The organism is Streptomyces sp. NPDC030838 (assembly GCF_055572035.1).
On record NZ_JBVIED010000006.1, the window covers coordinates 316418 to 331152 of the forward strand.

A 14735-nucleotide genomic window follows, 5' to 3' on the forward strand; every position below is an offset into this window, starting at 1 on the left:
CACCAGGCGTCGAGGGGGAGTCAGGGCGGCGCGCGTCCCTACGCGGTCACCCTGGCGACGAGCACGCAGGCGTCGTCCTCGCGCTCCGTCTCACCGAACTCCTCCACGACCAGCCGCACACAGTCCTGTGCGGTCCGCGCCGCGGTGAACCGCGGTGCCAGGTCGAGGAGGCGGTCCACGGCGGCCGTGTCCGCCGCTCGCCCGGGCAGCAGCCCGTCGGTGTGCAGCAGGAGCAGGTCCCCGACCTCCAGGGTCTCCTCGGCCTCGCCGTAGGTGGCACCGGAGGTCGCGCCGAGCAGGACGCCGTCCGGCGTGTTCAGCCTGCGCCCCGTCCCGTCGCGGAACAGCAGCGGGGCGGGGTGTCCCGCATGCGCCCAGAGCAGGGTGCGGGTCTCGGGCTGGTAGCGGCAGCAGACGGCGCTGCCCAGGGCGGGCTGGACGGTGGCGTCCAGCAGCTGGTTGAGCCAGGCCATCAGCCGGCCCGGCCGGGTGCCGGCCATCGCCATGCCGCGCAGCGCGCCCAGCAGCATCGCCATGCCGGAGGTGACGGCCGGGCCATGACCGGTCAGGTCGCCGACGCTCAGCAGCGTCTCGCCGCCGGGGAGTTCCAGCGCGTCGTACCAGTCGCCGCCGATCAGCGCGCTCGTCGTCGCGGGAAGATAGCGGCCCGACAGGTCCAGGCTCGACGGACCCTGATGCGGGAGCCGCAGGGTGTCGCGCCACGGCGGCAGCACGGCCTCCTGCAACTCGACCGCAAGCCGGTGCTCGGTCTGTGCCTCGTGCCGGTGGCGCTGGAGTGAGTCACGGGTCTCGCTCACGGCCTGCTGGCTGCGGCGCAGGGCGCTGACATCGCGCAGCACGGCCCACATCGAGGCGGTGCTGCCGTCGGCGTCGAGCACGGGCTCGCCCATCATGTGCACGGTGCGGACCTCGCCGTCGGGGCGGACGATCCGGAACTCGCCGTCGATGCGCTGGGCGTCGACGAGGCAGCCCGTGACCATCGCGGTCAGCTTCGGCCGGTCCTCGTCGTGCACCAGGGACGGCAGTTCGTCCAGGGTGAGCGGGGGAGCTGCGGGGTCGCGGCCCAGGATCGCGTACAGCTCGGCGGACCAGGTGGCCGCGTCGGTCAGCAGATCCCACTCGGCGCTGCCGACCCGGCTGAGCAGCGAGTCGCCCTCGGACGACTGCGGCGCGGAGCGGGCGGGCGGCACCGCGGGGGCCGGTGCCGGCGCGGGCGGCGGGCCGTCCCGCAGCTGGGCCAAGTGCTCGTCGAGGTCGTTGAGCTGGTGCAGCGCCAGGTCGTACAGGGCGCGTTCCCAGCGGCCCTGCGGGTCCGTACCGTCCGTGCCGTCCCTCTGGGTGTCCCGCCGTACGGCGTCCACGTCGCCCTTGAGCCGTCGCGCCTGGGTGATGAGGGCGTCGACCTGGCCGCGTCCTGGCGGCTGGGCGGCTGGGCGGTCCGCGGAGAGATGGGACGGCATGACGCACTCCATGCGGGGGACGGTTCGGCCAAGGCGGACGGTGGGACCGCTACGACTGTTGCACAGCCCGCGACGCCCTGTAAGGGATTTGGCAACACACGATACGGTGGTGCTTCTGGCATATGCCACAGTCTTCCGGGAGCGGTTCCAGCGTACCTCGGATGTACCTCATCGAAGGGTGCAAGTCGTAGACGCCGTACGCGAGTTGACGGACAGCCGGGCATCGCAAGCAGCGCTCATTCACTTGTTCGACGTGCCCTTGTTCTAGGTGGGGCGGTGCTTTTCTGCGGAGTGACGCAGATCACAGAATGTAACGAGGGTCCGCGTGCTCGTACTGGCACACCGGCCCGATCGCGCACCGCAGGGAGACCGCCCATGGACCTCACCCTCCAGCAGGCCGCCAGCGCCCGTCTGATCACCGCGGACGAGCGGGACAAGCCCGTGCCCGCCGTGCTCCGGTACACGGCCGACGACCCGTTCGCGGTGCACTTCGACTTCCCGCCCCAGGCGGCTCTCGACGGCGAGGCGGTCAGCTGGACCTTCGCCCGCGCCCTGCTGGAGGAGGGGCTGCGCGGCCCCGCCGGCGGTGGAGACGTGCATCTGTGGCCGTGCGGCCGGGAGCGCACCGTCGTTGAGTTCCACTCGCCGTACGGGCTGGCGCTGCTCCAGTTCGACACCGCCGCCCTGCACCGGTTCCTGCTGCGCACGTACGCCGTGGTGGCGCCCGGCCGGGAGGACGTCGGGGCGGCCGTGGACCGCGGGCTGAGCAGCCTGTTCGACGGGGTCTGAGTCAGTCGCCGGGACCGCCGTAGAGCGCCGGGCGCGGGGCCAGTTCCACGGTCGTCCGGCCGCCGCCCTCCAGGGACCGCACCCCCGCCTCGGCGACGGCGGACGCCGTGTACCCGTCCCAGGCGCTCGGCCCGGTGACCCGCCCGCGCCGGGTGGCGTCGACCCAGGCCTGCACCTCACGGTCGTAGGCGTCCGCGAACCGGACGAGATAGTCCCGCGGCACCTCCTCGCGCGCCTCGCCCCCGGCCGTGACGACCATCGTGTGCCCCTCCCCGACGCGCGCGCTGCCCGCCTCGCAGACCGCCTCGCAGCGGACCTGGTAGCCGAAGCCGCAGTTGACGAAGACCTCCACGTCGACCAGCACGCCCGCCTCCGTCTCGAACAGCACGAACTGCGGGTCCAGCAGCCCCTCGGGGGCGAGCGCGGAGGGGCGGGGCCGCAGCACGGTCACCGCCGTCAGCTCCTGCCCCAGCAGCCAGCGCGCCGCGTCGATCTCGTGCGACACCGAGCTGTTGACCAGCATCGCGCTGGTGAAGTCCGGCGGCGAGGAGACATTGCGATGGACGCAGTGCAGCATCAGCGGCCGGCCCAGCCGCCCGTTGTCCAGCAGCTCCTTGAGCCGCCGGTACTCGGCGTCGTAGCGCCGCATGAACCCGACCTGCGCGAGCCGCCGCCCGAGCCGCGCCTCCGCCTCGACCACCCGCAGCGCGCCCGCGGACTCCGGCACCATCGGCTTCTCGCACAGCACCGGCAGCCCGCGCGCGAACGCCGCGCGCAGCGCCTCCTCGTGCGCCGGGCCGGGCGAGGCGATCAGTACGGCGTCCACCCCGGGCGCGTCCAGCGCCGCCTCGGTCTCGGTGTGCACCGTGACCCCGGCCAGCCCGGCCACCGCCTCCTTCGCGCGGTCGGTGTCGGGGTCGGCCACCGCGGCGATCCTGGCGCCGCTCACCACCTTGTCGAGGCGCCGTATGTGATCGGCTCCCATGTGTCCCGCGCCCAGTACCGCCACGCCCAGCAGGTCACCCACGCCCGCACTCCTTGTCGCCGACCGTCCCGGCGTAGCGTACGGGCCGGGCCGCGGGCGCGGTCAGTAGCGCAGCACGCCGGCGATGCCGCCGGCCTCGCCCAGGGTGCCGTCGGGCACGAAGCGCACGTCGGCGCCGGTCTCCAGACACTGCTCGACGATCTCGTCCACGATGTCCTCGCGGGCGTCGAGGTCGCCGCTCTCGGCCGGGACCAGATGGTCGCCGTCGTCGCGCACCGTCACCCGGTAGTTCTCCTCCACGGCGAGCAGCCGGACGCGGGCCTGCTTGGCGTTCTGCCAGACCTCGTCCACCCCGGCCACGAACTCCCGGTGGCCGCGGGCCGCTTCCAGCTGATCGGCCACGCTGTCCACCGTGCGGGCCTCCTCGGCCTGGATCAGCGGGCGCAGCGCCTGCCAGACCGCGTCCGGAGCCGCGTGCGCCAGCCCGCCCCGGGGCACCTGCGCCGCGGCCTTGGTGGCCTCGCCGACGTCGTTGAGCAGGGCGAGCGCGGCGGGCTCGCCGGTGATGTACAGCGGGCGCGGGCTGTCGCGCAGGACCGAGCCGATCGCCCGGTCGGCCTCGCGCAGGAAGTGGCGGGTGCTCTCGTCGCGGTAGGCGCTCGGCTGGTCGCCGACGCGTTCCTGGCGCTCGGGGTCGAAGTTCTCGTTGTCGCGGATCATCGGGAAGCCGCTGGAGCGCTCCTCGACGACCCGGTCCGCTCCGCCGTTCCACAGCGTGACGCGGTCGGACGCGACCGACAGCACCCAGAACGGCCGCTCGGCGGCCTGTGCGGAGACCAGATTGCGGGTGAGGAAGGTGTCCGAGAGCACCACGCGCTCGGGCACGGACCGGGCCAGCGACCACACCTGGTGCTCACCCGGCGCGGCGAAGATCACCAGGCCGTCCTCGGCGTGCGTGAGATCGACCTCGGCCAGTGCCTGGTCGAGCTGGGCGACGACGTCGACGCGCCGGTCGCGGGGGACCGAGGGGTCGTGCTCCAGCTGCTTCTTCGCCTCGGCCACCACATTGCGCAGCCGGACCGGATCCTGGGCCTTCTCCGGTTCGCGGCGGTGGGTCGGCGTCAGCACGGACACCGCGGGGTAGGGGCGCGGGCGGCGCAGCTCGGCGAGGGTCGTGGGACTGAGTGCGTGCTCCATGACAGCACCATAGGGCCGATCCGCATCTCGGGCATTCGGTGAGAAAGACCCCAGCTCAGTCCCGGTCCTCCGCGCCGCAGGAACTGCCGTTCGCGGGCAGCGAGCCGTACAGCAGGAAGTCGTCGACCTTGCGGTGCACGCACTTGGACGACACGTATCCGGTGTGCCCGTCGCCCTTGTTGTCCAGGACGACCGCCGACGGGCCGAGCCGGCGTGCCGTCTCCACCGTCCAGCGGTACGGTGTCGCCGGGTCGCCGCGGGTGCCGACCAGCAGCAGCTTCGGCGTGTCGACGTCCTTCACCCGCTCGCGGATGAAGTCGGTGCCGCGGGGGCGGCCGTAGCACATCAGCACCTCGGTGAGGCGGTACCGGCCGAAGACCGGGGAGGCCTGCTCGTACGCGGCGCGCAGCCGGCCGAGGTCACGCTCGACCTGGCCGGCCGTGGGGCGATCGGGATCGTCCGCGCAGTTGATCGCCATCAGCGCCGCGGTGAGGTTGTCGAGGGGGATGTCCTCCTCGTCGGTCAGGCCGCCGTCGGTCTCCGGTCCGGTCTCGCGGCGGCGTTCGCTCTCCCGGCTGCCCGGAAGGGCGTAGCCGCCGGTCGCGAACGCCTCCATACGGCGGGTGTCGCCGTCCTCGACCAGCGAGGCCAGCGCCCGCTCCAGTGACGGCCACAGATCCTTGCTGTAGAGCGCCTGTCCGATGGCGCCCACCAGGTCCTGGCCGGTGAACTCGTAGCCGAAGTCGGTCGGCACCGGGTTCTGGTCCAGCGAGCGGACGAGCCGCTGCACCTCCTCGCGGGCCGTGCGCACATCCTGTCCGAACGGGCAGGCGATGTCCTCCACGCACCAGTCGAGGAAGTCGTCCAGCGCCGTCTGCTGCCCCTGCGCCACCGCGAGCCCCTGCTCGGCGAGCGGTTCGGTGAGGGCGTCCACGCCGTCCAGCGCCATCCGGCCCACCCGGTCGGGGAACTGCGTCGCGTACACCGCGCCGAGCCGCGTGCCGTAGGAGAAGCCCAGGTAGTTGAGCTTCTTGTCGCCCAGCGCCTGGCGGATGACGTCCAGGTCGCGGGAGACGTTGATGGTGCCTATGTGCGGCAGGACCGGCCCGGAGTGCTTCTCGCACGCGGCGGCCTCCCGGCGCAACTGCCGCAGCAGGGCCTGCGGATCGCGCAGGACCTCGTCGGTGTCGTCGAGGGGCTCCTCCATGCCGAAGAGGTCCCCGCAGCTCACGGGGGAGGAGCGGCCTACGCCGCGCGGGTCGAAGCTCACCACGTCGTAGCCGTCGGTCAGGCCCATGTACTCCTTGCCGCCCATGGCCAGTCCGGCGACGCCCGGGCCGCCCGGCCCGCCGAAGTTCAGCACGACCGAGCCGCGCTTGTCGCCGGTGGCCCGGTAGCGGGCCAGCGCCAGCTCCAGGGTGCCGGCGTCGGGCCGCGCGTAGTCGAGCGGGACCGTGACCTTGCCGCACTGGAGGTCCTTCGGCATCTCCACGCCCTCGCACCTGCCCCACGCGATCTCCTGGCGGTAGAAGCGGGACAGGTCGGGCTGGGCGTCCTGCGCGACCGCCGCCGGAAGTGCCGCGCACAGCAGCGTCACGGAGAGGGCCCCGGTGAGTGCGCGGCGCCGCAGGAAGGGCCGCGTCGACGGCTTTGCCGGCATCGATGCCTCCAGGGGTGCCAGGCTGCGGACCGGTGAACGGCACCCTCGCTCACGATAGGCGGACGCCGGAAGGGTCGCCTCCGGGCGGGCGGGGACGGCGGAAGAGGCGTACCATGCGCGCCTTTCGGCCACGCCACGGAACGTTTCGCCGCCCGTTCGAGCGGTCGGTCACTCGATGGGATGAACCGGTGACAAGCCATAACCCGAATGGTTCGCCCGCGTTTTATCCGGTGCGGGTGAGTGCCCGCGAATCTGTCTGGAAGGCAGGGAACCTATGAGACGGGTTACCCGAAACGGTGTGATCGCCGTCGCCGCCGCGTCCGGCGCGATGGCTCTGACGATGCCCGCGGTGGCCGACTCCGCGGCCGACGGCACCGCCGCCGGCTCGCCCGGGCTGATCTCCGGCAACGGCGTTCAGCTTCCGGTGCACGTGCCGGTCAACGTGTGCGGGAACACCGTGAACGTGGTGGGGCTGCTCAACCCCGCCGCGGGCAACACCTGTGTCAACGAGGGCGGCGGACACGCGAAGGACTCCTCCGGCACGTCCGGCGGGGCGACCGCTGAGGGCAGCGCCGAGGACTCCCCCGGAGTGATCTCCGGCAACGGAGTGCAGCTCCCCGTCGACGTCCCGGTGAACGTCAGCGGCAACACCGTGAACGTGGTGGGCATCGGCAATCCGGTCACGGGCAACCAGTCCGTGAACACCCCGGGCGACGAGCCGGACGGCCCCGGCAAGCCCAAGCCGACGCCCACGCCCAAGCCGACGCCCACGCCCGACAAGCCCGGCACCCCCGTCACCCCGGACAAGCCCGGGGAGCCGCGGCCCGAGCCCACGTCCCCGCCCAAGGCGCACCCCGAGCCCGTGCCCGCCCCGCACGCGGCGCAGCCGCCCGCCACGGTCCCCCTCGCCGACACCGGCGCGGACGCGATCCTGCCCGCCGCCGCCGGCGCGACGGCCCTCGTCCTCGGCGGCGCCGCGCTGCTGCGCCGCTTCAGGCGGGGCGACACGCACTGACCGCTCCCCGACGACGGAAGGCCCGCCGGCATCCGCCCGGCAGGGCCTTCCGCCGCTTCCGGCCCCCGCGGGCCCCGCCCGGCCCGCGCAACGCCCCCAGGCGTTCACCCTTGGTCGCGCGCCGCCGACACCGCGGTGAGCAGCAGCATCCCGGTGTCCCCGTAGTCGGGCAGTGTCGGGTCGGCGTCGATGTGCGTCACGTCCAGGTGCTCCGTCAGCGGCTCGAACACCTCCCGCACCAGGTCGCTGTCGACCGGGCAGCCCGGCCAGCGCGACTCGGGTCCGATCCGATAGGTCGGCATGTTCTCCATGAACGCGGCCACCAGATGCCCGCCGGGCACCACGCACCGCACGAAGACCCGGCAGAACTCGGCGAACTCCGCGGGATCCTCGGTGACCCCCTCGGCGAGGAAGTGCATGGACGCCAGCTGGTACTTGCCCGGCGGCAGCGAGCGCACATCGGCGTGCACCACCTCCACCGGCGCCAGCGCGGCCGCCAGGGTGGCCGGCACGGCCGGGTTCAGCCGCCGGCACAGCGCGTGGAACGGCAGCCAGCTCGTGTCCGGATGGTCGAGGATCTGGCACCGCAGATAGGCCACGTTGCCCGCGCCCGCCTCGACCGCGTCGATCCGCCGGCTCACCGCCGAGGCGAGGATCAGCGGGTAGAGGTTGGGTCCCGCGCCCAGCTCCACGCTGTCCACGAGGCTGTGCGGCGGTAGCCGGCGGTAGTACGCGGAGTGGTGGGCCATGACCGCCTCGTCCGACGGGTGCACGGTGCGGTAGTTCTCGGCGAGATAGTCCGCCACCGGCCAGAGGTCCCAGTCCACGTCGTCGTTGTGCGTGCGCATGCCCGTCACCCCTTCGCCGCGGAGACCGTGCGACGGCGCGACCGCAGCGGGAAGCGCGCCGCCAGCCGGGTCAGCGCGGCGTTGAGCCGGTCGATGTCCTCGTCGGAGTTGAGGGCGGTGATCTGGACCCGGAAGCCGACCCGGTCGCGCGGGACCAGCGGATAGGCGGCCAGCGTCACATAGATGCCCTCCTGCCACAGGAACGCGGCCACCGCGTCCAGGTCGCCGGGGTCGGCCAGCGGGACCTCCACGATGGGCAGCCGGTCGCGGTTCAGGGTGTCGGCGTCCAGCCCGGCGAGATGGTCCAGCACCCGCGCCGTCCTGCGGTACAGATCGGCCCGGATCGCGTCGCCGCGCCGCTCGTTGACGTCCAGCCCGGCCAGCGCCGTCGCCAGCGACGCGGTGGGGGAGGGGCCCGAGTACAGATAGGGGCCGGCGGCCGTCTTCAGCCGGTTCTTCAGCGGGGTCGGCAGGGCCACGAAGGCCAGCAGCGACGAGTACGCCTTGGAGAACCCGCCGACCAGCACGATGTTGTCGTACGACTCGCCGGTGTACCGCACCACACCGTTGCCGCGCGTCCCGTACGGGCAGGGCTCGCCCGGCCCACGCTCCCCGATCACCCCGAAGCCGTGCGCGTCGTCCACGTACAGCGTGGCGCCCCGGGCCCGGCACACCGCCGCCAGCGCCGGCAGGTCGGGCACATTGCCGCTCATGCTGTTCACACCGTCCAGACAGACCAGCCGGGGCGCTCCGGCCGGCGCCGCGGCGAGCAGGGAGTCCAGTTCGTCGGGCCGCTCGGCGTGGAAGCGGCGCAGGGTGGCGCCCTGCCCGCGGGCCACCGCACAGCCGTCGTACATCGTCCTGTGCGCGGTCGCCTCGACGAACACCTGCCCCTCGTCGGCCAGCACCGGGATCACCGAGGCGTGGATCAGCGTCAGCGTCGGCAGCAGCAGCGTGTCCGGGGCGCCGAGGAGACCGGTCAGCCGCTCCTCGATCAGCGGATACAGCCGCGGGCTGCCCAGCAGCCGGGACCAGCTGGGATGCGTGCCCCAGCGGCGCAGCGCGGGGTCCACCGCGGCGATGATCTCCGGGTCCCAGTCGAAGCCGAGGTAGTTGCAGGAGGCGTAGTCGATCAGCCAGTGGCCGCCGCTGCGGATGTGCCGGCCGCGCACCTCGTCGAGGACGGCGTCGCTCATCGGGCTGGTCCTGCGCAGGTGTTCCAGCTCCGCCCAGCGGGCGGCGGGCCGGACCGGGGCCGCGACGGCCCGGGACACGGAGGGCGTCCGGCCGTCCGGCCGCCGCAGCACCCGCGAGCTGTGCTCCACCGGCATCGGCCGCGCGAACAGATACCCCTGCCCGAACCGGCAGCCCATCCCCGCCAGCAGGTCCCGCTGCTCCGGGTCCTCGATGCCCTCGGCGATCACCTGGAGCCCCAGGGTGTCGGCGATCCGTACGATGCCCTCGACCAGCGCGACCTGCTGGGCGTCGCGGGGGAGGTCGTCGATGAACGACTTGTCGATCTTCAGTACGTCGATGGGGAAGTCCCGCAGATAGCGCAGCGAGGAGAACCCGGTGCCGAAGTCGTCGACCGCGATGTGCACGCCCAGGTCCTTCAGCGCGTGCAGCACCGCCTGGATCCGGTCGTCGCGGCGCAGCAGCACCGTCTCCGTCAGCTCCAGCTGGAGCGAGCCGGGGGCCAGCCCCGGGGTGCGCAGCACGCGGCCGACCTGGTCCAGGAACCCGGCATCGCGGAACTGCCGCGCGGAGACGTTCACACTGACGTACGGCGGGCTGTCCCGGCCGGGCAGCCGCTGCAGCGTCGCGATGTCGCGAACGGCGCGCTCCAGCACCCAGTTGCCCAGCGAGGCGATCTGCCCGGTCTCCTCGGCGAGCGCGATGAACTGCTCCGGGGCGACCGGCGGGCGCGGCGGCCGCGGCCAGCGCACCAGCGCCTCGAAGCCCACGACCTCGCCCGCAGTGATGTCCACGACCGGCTGGTAGCGCAGCGCGAACTCCTCCCCGGCGACCGCCTGGGCGAGCCGGCTCTGCAGATCGTGCCGCTCCACGATCCGCGACTGCAGCATCGGCCGGAACCGGCGCCACTGGCGCTTCCCGGCCGACTTCGCCGCGTACAGAGCGAGGTCGGCGTGGCGCAGCAGCTCCTGCGCGTCGGTGCTGTCGCGGGTGGTGGCCACGCCGACGCTGGCGGACACCGTCACCGTCTCGTCGGCCAGCGCGAACGGCCGGGACAGCGTCTGGATCACCTGCGCGGCCAGCAGCTCCGCGTCGAGGGGTGCGCGGGCGCCCTCCATCAGCACGGCGAACTCGTCGCCGCCGAGCCGGGCCGCGGTGTCGCTGCGCCGCAGCGTCTTCGACAGCCGGTCGCCGACGGCGCGCAGCAGATGGTCGCCCGTGGAGTGCCCCATGGTGTCGTTGACCAGCTTGAAGTCGTCCAGGTCCACGAAGAGCAGACAGGTCGGGGACGACTCGCGTCGGCCGCGCAGCAGCGCCCGCTCGATCCGCTCCAGGAGCAGGGTGCGGTTGGGCAGGCCGGTCAGCGAGTCGTGGAAGGCCCGCTGGGTCAGCTCGTGCTCCAGCCGCCGCTGCTCGGTCACGTCGCGCAGGGTGACCACCAGGCCGGCGACGGTCCGCTCGTCCCGGAAGTCGCTGCACCGCACCTCCACCTCGACCCGGCCGCCCTGGCGCGGCACCCACCAGTGGTCGTGGGCGGCCCGCGGGCCGTGCTCGCGGACCGCCGCCAGCTCCCGCGCCGCCCGCTGCCGGTCCGCCGGGGCGAGCAGCCCGGGCAGGGACCGGCCGGTCAGGTCGGCGGTGCCGAACACGCTCGCCGCGGACGGGCTGGCGTACCGGATGGTGTCGTCGTCCTCCAGGATCAGGATGACATCGGAGGCGTTGCGCACCAGGGTGCGGAAGTAGGCCTCGCTCTCCCGGCGGACCACCTCCTGGCGCAGCACCACGCGTTCCAGGGCGAGACCGGCGTGGGAGGCCAGGATGTCCAGCGAGCGCCAGGTCTCGGTGAGCTGCCGGGTCGGGCCCGCGACCAGCAGCACGCCCGGCGGCGCGCCGGACGGCCGGTCCGGCGGTGTCATCGGGCACATCAGCACGGCCGGCGGATCGTCGAGCTCGGCGGCGAGGTCCGGGCCGAGGTCGGCGGGCGTGACCAGACGGGTGCGGCGCGGGTCGAGCCGGGCGGCGCGTTCGGCGGACAGCAGCAGGGTGCGGTGCCGGACCGCGGGGCCCAGCAGGGTGTCCACGGCCGCCTCGCAGGAGCGCGCCACTTCCTCCCGGCGGACCGCCGACACCAGGGAGGCGGCGGCCCGGCGCAGGGCGAGCTCCCGGGCGACGGCCTTGCGGTGCGCCACGACCATGCCGGCCAGCCGCAGGATGACCAGCAGGAACAGCAGGGCGGAGAAGACGGCGATCACCGGTGCGTCGTAGGCGGTGCCGTCCAGCCCCTGGTCGAGCAGGATCGCCGGGGCGATCAGCGTGGCCACGGCGAGCAGGACCAGGCGGCGGCGCGGTGGCAGCAGGGACTCCCGCCGCGGCTCGGCGGCGGTCAGCCGGACCATGGACGGGTGCAGCGCGGCCAGTCCCCAGGCCGTGTAGAAGACGATCCAGCCCGAGTCGGTGAGCGTGCCCGCCTGCCACATCCCGTTGAGCTGGAGCAGGCCGTAGGCGATGTCGAAACCGAGCAGCGTCACCGTGCCGGCCACCAGCAGTCGCACCGACCAGCCGTTCCCGTCGACCGGACTCGGTGTCAGCAGCCGGGCCAGCAGGGCGAGGACGAGCACGTCGCCGAGCGGATAGGCGATGCTGATGGCGCGCTGCTGCCAGGTCAGCCCCTCCACCTCGGTCAGCGGCTGCACCAGATACACCCACACCGGCAGGGCGAGCGCCGCGGTGAAGATCAGCGCGTCCAGCAGGCTGGGCGGATCGCGGCCCGCCCACCGGTGGCGGACCAGCCCCGACAGGCCCAGCGCGAACAGCGGATAGGTGGCGAGGTAGCAGGCGTCCGCGGGCGACGGGAAGGGGTTGGAGGCGTGGAAGTACTCCTCCATGACGTTGTAGTACGTGTCGCCGCCGACGAACGCGACCAGTCCGGCCGCCAGCACCCACCAGGGCCAGGCGTGGGCGGGGCGGTGCAGCCGGACGCCGGTGACGACGGCGGCGGCGCCCGCGAGACCGATCACGGCCCACAGCGGGGTGCGGGCCGCGGGGACCGTCAGGTAGCCGACGGTGGCGACCGCGACCAGCGCGACATGAGCGGCCATCAGCCGCTGGGCCGGCAACAAGGACAAGCGCCCCCTCGCACCCGCGGAGACCGGGCCGTCGACCCGGTCCGGGTCCCTCTCGATCGTAGGCATCGCGGGTCGGCCGCTGCATCTCGGGCGGCTCGGCGCCGTGCCGCCCCGATGACGGGCGCGGCCGGCGTCACTCCAGCGGGCCCGGCCGCCGGGCTGATCCGGCGTAGCCGTCGGGGTTGAGCCGCTGGAAGTGCCAGGCGTCCCGGCACATCGCGGCGAGGTCGCGGGTGGGCCGCCAGCCCCAGGCGCGGGCCACCGCGCCCGCGTCCGCGACCAGCTCGGGGACATCGCCCGGGCGGCGGCCGACGATCTCGTAGGGGATGGGCCGGCCGCAGGCGGCGCCGAACGCGGAGACCACGTCGAGCACCGAACTGCCGCTGCCGGTCCCGAGGTTGAACACGCGCATGCCGGTCCCCTCGGTGACGTGGTCGAGGGCTGTCCGGTGCGCCTCGGCGGTGTCCATGACGTGCAGATAGTCGCGTACGGTGGTGCCGTCGCGGGTCGGATAGTCGTTGCCGAAGATCCTCAGCCGTTCCCGGCGGCCGACGGCGACCTGGGCGACGTACGGCATGAGGTTGTCGGGCTCCCCGCTCGGGTCCTCGCCGAGCAGTCCGCTGGGGTGGGCGCCGGCCGGGTTGACATACCGCAGGCACAGCACCGCCAGCTGCGGCCAGTGGCGGCAGACGTCGGCGAGGATCTGTTCGCACAGCCACTTGGAGTTGGCGTAGGGGTTGGTGGGGCGGGCGGGTGTGGACTCGTCGAGCGGGCCGCCGCCGGCGGCGCCGTAGACCGAGCAGGAGGAGGAGAACACCAGCCGGCGCACCTGGTGGGCGTGCATCGCGGACAGCAGCGAGGTGGTGCCTCCGACGTTGGTGTCGTAGTACGGCACGGGCGTCCGTGTCGACTCGCCCACGGCCTTGCGCGCGGCGCAGTGCACGACGGCGTCCACGGAGTGCCGGTCGAAGACGGCCGAGAGGGCGCGCCGGTCACGGACGTCCAGCTCGTAGACGGCGCCGACGAAACGGCCGGCGACCCGTTCCACCCGGGTGAGGACCTGCGGGCTGCTGTTGGAGTAGTCGTCGACCACGATCACCTCGTAGCCGTGGTCGAGGAGTTCGACGCAGGCGTGGCTGCCGATGAACCCGGCGCCGCCGGTCACCAGGACCGTCGCCGGTGGACTCACGGCCCCCGGCCCTTCGTACGGCGTCCAGGTCCGCACCCCGCTCACCGGCTCAGGACGACGGCGGCCGTACGCCGGAGGAAGGCGAGGGCGGGGGGCCGGCCCCGCGCGGCCCGAGAGCCGTCGGCCTGGGCGCCGCATACGCTGGGTGCGGCGCCGGGGCCGGTCGCGGGGTCGGCGCACGGGCGGACCGTCTCGGCGAGACAGCCCCGGGCGGGCGCGTGGCCGAGGGCAGGTCCGGCCACCACGTCGTATCGGTCGTGGAAGCAGCCGGTGGGGGAGGGTGCGCGGGGCACGACGAAGGCGACCGGCAGCAAGGGGATCGCCAGGTCGGAGCTGCCCGGGTGCGCCCTCGGGGCGGGGAGGGACAAGGACGTCGGCGTCATGGGAAAACGCTCCTGACGCTGTACGTTGGAGCCGTATGTTTACGACGTATATGTACGACTTTGCGCCTATCGTTCTGTTGCGTCAAGAGGTGCCGGGAGCGATTGGCGGCGAGGACGAGGTGACGGTCGATGACCGAGGAGACGGAACGATCCGGCGGTGGCCGGGGGCGCCGCGCCGGTGACCGGGGCCGCTACGGCAGGCTGAGCCGGGAGCGGGTGCTGGCCTCCGCGCTGGAGGTGGTCGACCGGGACGGGCTGTCCGGGCTGAGCATGCGGCGGCTCGGCGCCGAGCTGGGCGTGGAGGCGATGGCGCTGTACCGGTACGCCTCCGGCAAGGACGCCCTGCTCGACGGCCTGGTGGAGGCCTTCTGCCTGGAACTGGAACGCGACCTCGGCGACGAGGAGCGGGGCGGGGAGATCACCGGGGACTGGCGTGCCGGGCTGCACCGCATCGCCCGCACCGCCCACCGGGTCGCGCTGCGCCACCCCAACGTGGTCCCGCTGCTCGCCACCCGGCTGCTGTCCACCCCGCTGGCCCGCCGCCCGGCAGCCGTGCTGCGCAGCGACGAGCGGATCCTGGCGCTACTGGCCGACGCGGGCCTGAGCGGCCGTCGGTCCGTCGCCCTGCACCGGGCGTTCACCGCCTGGCTGCTCGGCTATCTGCTGGTCGAGCTGCGCGCCATGGACGACGCGCCCGAGGAGCCGGACCCGGCGTTCCGCATCGGGCTGCACCGCATCTCCGCCCGGGACCTGCCCCGGCTGCGCGCCACCGCCCTCGCCCTGGCCGACCCGGGCGGGCCGGAAGCGCTGGCGGCGGGGCTGGACGCGCTACTCGACCGCTTCGGGTGAGGCTCAGCCGCCCTTTTGGC

At 73.6% G+C, this 14735-nt stretch carries 11 protein-coding genes; 3 read left to right on the plus strand and 8 right to left on the minus strand.

What is annotated here, in order from left to right:
* Positions 1 to 38 precede the first annotated feature (38 nt).
* Positions 39 to 1481 (minus strand): PP2C family protein-serine/threonine phosphatase, encoded by a 1443-nt coding sequence (locus ACZ42A_RS19020; protein WP_468528355.1) that lies wholly within the window; start codon positions 1479 to 1481, stop codon positions 39 to 41.
* Between the two features lie 375 nt (positions 1482 to 1856).
* On the opposite strand from ACZ42A_RS19020, the gene ACZ42A_RS19025 reads away from it, so the two are divergent.
* Positions 1857 to 2270 carry an SsgA family sporulation/cell division regulator gene (locus tag ACZ42A_RS19025; protein ID WP_468528356.1) on the plus strand — a complete coding sequence of 138 codons (414 nt, stop codon included), beginning with the start codon at positions 1857 to 1859 and terminating at the stop codon, positions 2268 to 2270.
* A 1-nt stretch (position 2271) separates the two neighbouring features.
* Here ACZ42A_RS19025 and ACZ42A_RS19030 read toward each other — a convergent pair whose 3' ends face one another.
* From ACZ42A_RS19030 to ACZ42A_RS19040, 3 genes are read right to left on the minus strand one after another with little or no spacing between them, the layout of a single operon-like run.
* Positions 2272 to 3297 carry a Gfo/Idh/MocA family protein gene (locus ACZ42A_RS19030; RefSeq protein WP_468528357.1) on the minus strand — a complete coding sequence of 342 codons (1026 nt, stop codon included), beginning with the start codon at positions 3295 to 3297 and terminating at the stop codon, positions 2272 to 2274.
* A 60-nt stretch (positions 3298 to 3357) separates the two neighbouring features.
* On the minus strand, positions 3358 to 4452 hold the full coding sequence (locus ACZ42A_RS19035) for a baeRF3 domain-containing protein (RefSeq protein ID WP_468528358.1): 1095 nt from the start codon (positions 4450 to 4452) through the stop codon (positions 3358 to 3360).
* Positions 4453 to 4507: 55 nt separating this feature from the next.
* On the minus strand, positions 4508 to 6112 hold the full coding sequence (locus ACZ42A_RS19040) for an alpha/beta hydrolase (RefSeq protein WP_468528359.1): 1605 nt from the start codon (positions 6110 to 6112) through the stop codon (positions 4508 to 4510).
* 274 nt (positions 6113 to 6386) lie between these two features.
* Here ACZ42A_RS19040 and ACZ42A_RS19045 point away from each other — a divergent pair, with 274 nt between their 5' ends.
* Complete coding sequence (locus ACZ42A_RS19045; protein ID WP_468528360.1) at positions 6387 to 7127, plus strand: chaplin; 741 nt, start codon at positions 6387 to 6389, stop codon at positions 7125 to 7127.
* A 104-nt stretch (positions 7128 to 7231) separates the two neighbouring features.
* Here ACZ42A_RS19045 and ACZ42A_RS19050 read toward each other — a convergent pair whose 3' ends face one another.
* The 4 genes from ACZ42A_RS19050 to ACZ42A_RS19065 form a co-directional block, all read right to left on the minus strand.
* Entirely contained in the window at positions 7232 to 7975 is a 744-nt protein-coding gene (locus ACZ42A_RS19050) for a class I SAM-dependent methyltransferase (RefSeq protein ID WP_468528361.1), read from the minus strand.
* 5 nt (positions 7976 to 7980) lie between these two features.
* The gene (locus ACZ42A_RS19055; protein ID WP_468528460.1) at positions 7981 to 12267 is read right to left on the minus strand and encodes an aminotransferase class I/II-fold pyridoxal phosphate-dependent enzyme; all 4287 of its coding nucleotides are present in this window, start codon (positions 12265 to 12267) and stop codon (positions 7981 to 7983) included.
* Between the two features lie 160 nt (positions 12268 to 12427).
* Positions 12428 to 13483, minus strand: coding sequence for a UDP-glucose 4-epimerase GalE (gene galE / locus ACZ42A_RS19060; protein WP_468528362.1), 1056 nt, complete (start codon positions 13481 to 13483; stop codon positions 12428 to 12430).
* A 41-nt stretch (positions 13484 to 13524) separates the two neighbouring features.
* Positions 13525 to 13866 (minus strand): hypothetical protein, encoded by a 342-nt coding sequence (locus ACZ42A_RS19065; RefSeq protein WP_468528363.1) that lies wholly within the window; start codon positions 13864 to 13866, stop codon positions 13525 to 13527.
* A 129-nt stretch (positions 13867 to 13995) separates the two neighbouring features.
* Between ACZ42A_RS19065 and ACZ42A_RS19070 the strand changes: the two genes are divergently transcribed.
* Positions 13996 to 14715, plus strand: a complete 720-nt coding sequence (locus ACZ42A_RS19070; protein ID WP_468528364.1) for a TetR/AcrR family transcriptional regulator — start codon at positions 13996 to 13998, stop codon at positions 14713 to 14715.
* The last annotated feature ends 20 nt before the right edge of the window (positions 14716 to 14735 follow it).

Excerpts from the sequence above, each read along its gene's own strand:
- ACZ42A_RS19045 (WP_468528360.1), top strand. The coding sequence starts at position 6,387 with ATGAGACGGGTTACCCGAAACGGTGTGATCGCCGTCGCCGCCGCGTCC.
- ACZ42A_RS19050 (WP_468528361.1), bottom strand. The coding sequence starts at position 7,975 with ATGCGCACGCACAACGACGACGTGGACTGGGACCTCTGGCCGGTGGCG.
- ACZ42A_RS19070 (WP_468528364.1), top strand. The coding sequence starts at position 13,996 with ATGACCGAGGAGACGGAACGATCCGGCGGTGGCCGGGGGCGCCGCGCC.
- ACZ42A_RS19040 (WP_468528359.1), bottom strand. The coding sequence starts at position 6,112 with ATGCCGGCAAAGCCGTCGACGCGGCCCTTCCTGCGGCGCCGCGCACTC.
- ACZ42A_RS19065 (WP_468528363.1), bottom strand. The coding sequence starts at position 13,866 with ATGACGCCGACGTCCTTGTCCCTCCCCGCCCCGAGGGCGCACCCGGGC.
- ACZ42A_RS19035 (WP_468528358.1), bottom strand. The coding sequence starts at position 4,452 with ATGGAGCACGCACTCAGTCCCACGACCCTCGCCGAGCTGCGCCGCCCG.
- ACZ42A_RS19055 (WP_468528460.1), bottom strand. The coding sequence starts at position 12,267 with ATGGCCGCTCATGTCGCGCTGGTCGCGGTCGCCACCGTCGGCTACCTG.
- ACZ42A_RS19020 (WP_468528355.1), bottom strand. The coding sequence starts at position 1,481 with ATGCCGTCCCATCTCTCCGCGGACCGCCCAGCCGCCCAGCCGCCAGGA.
- ACZ42A_RS19025 (WP_468528356.1), top strand. The coding sequence starts at position 1,857 with ATGGACCTCACCCTCCAGCAGGCCGCCAGCGCCCGTCTGATCACCGCG.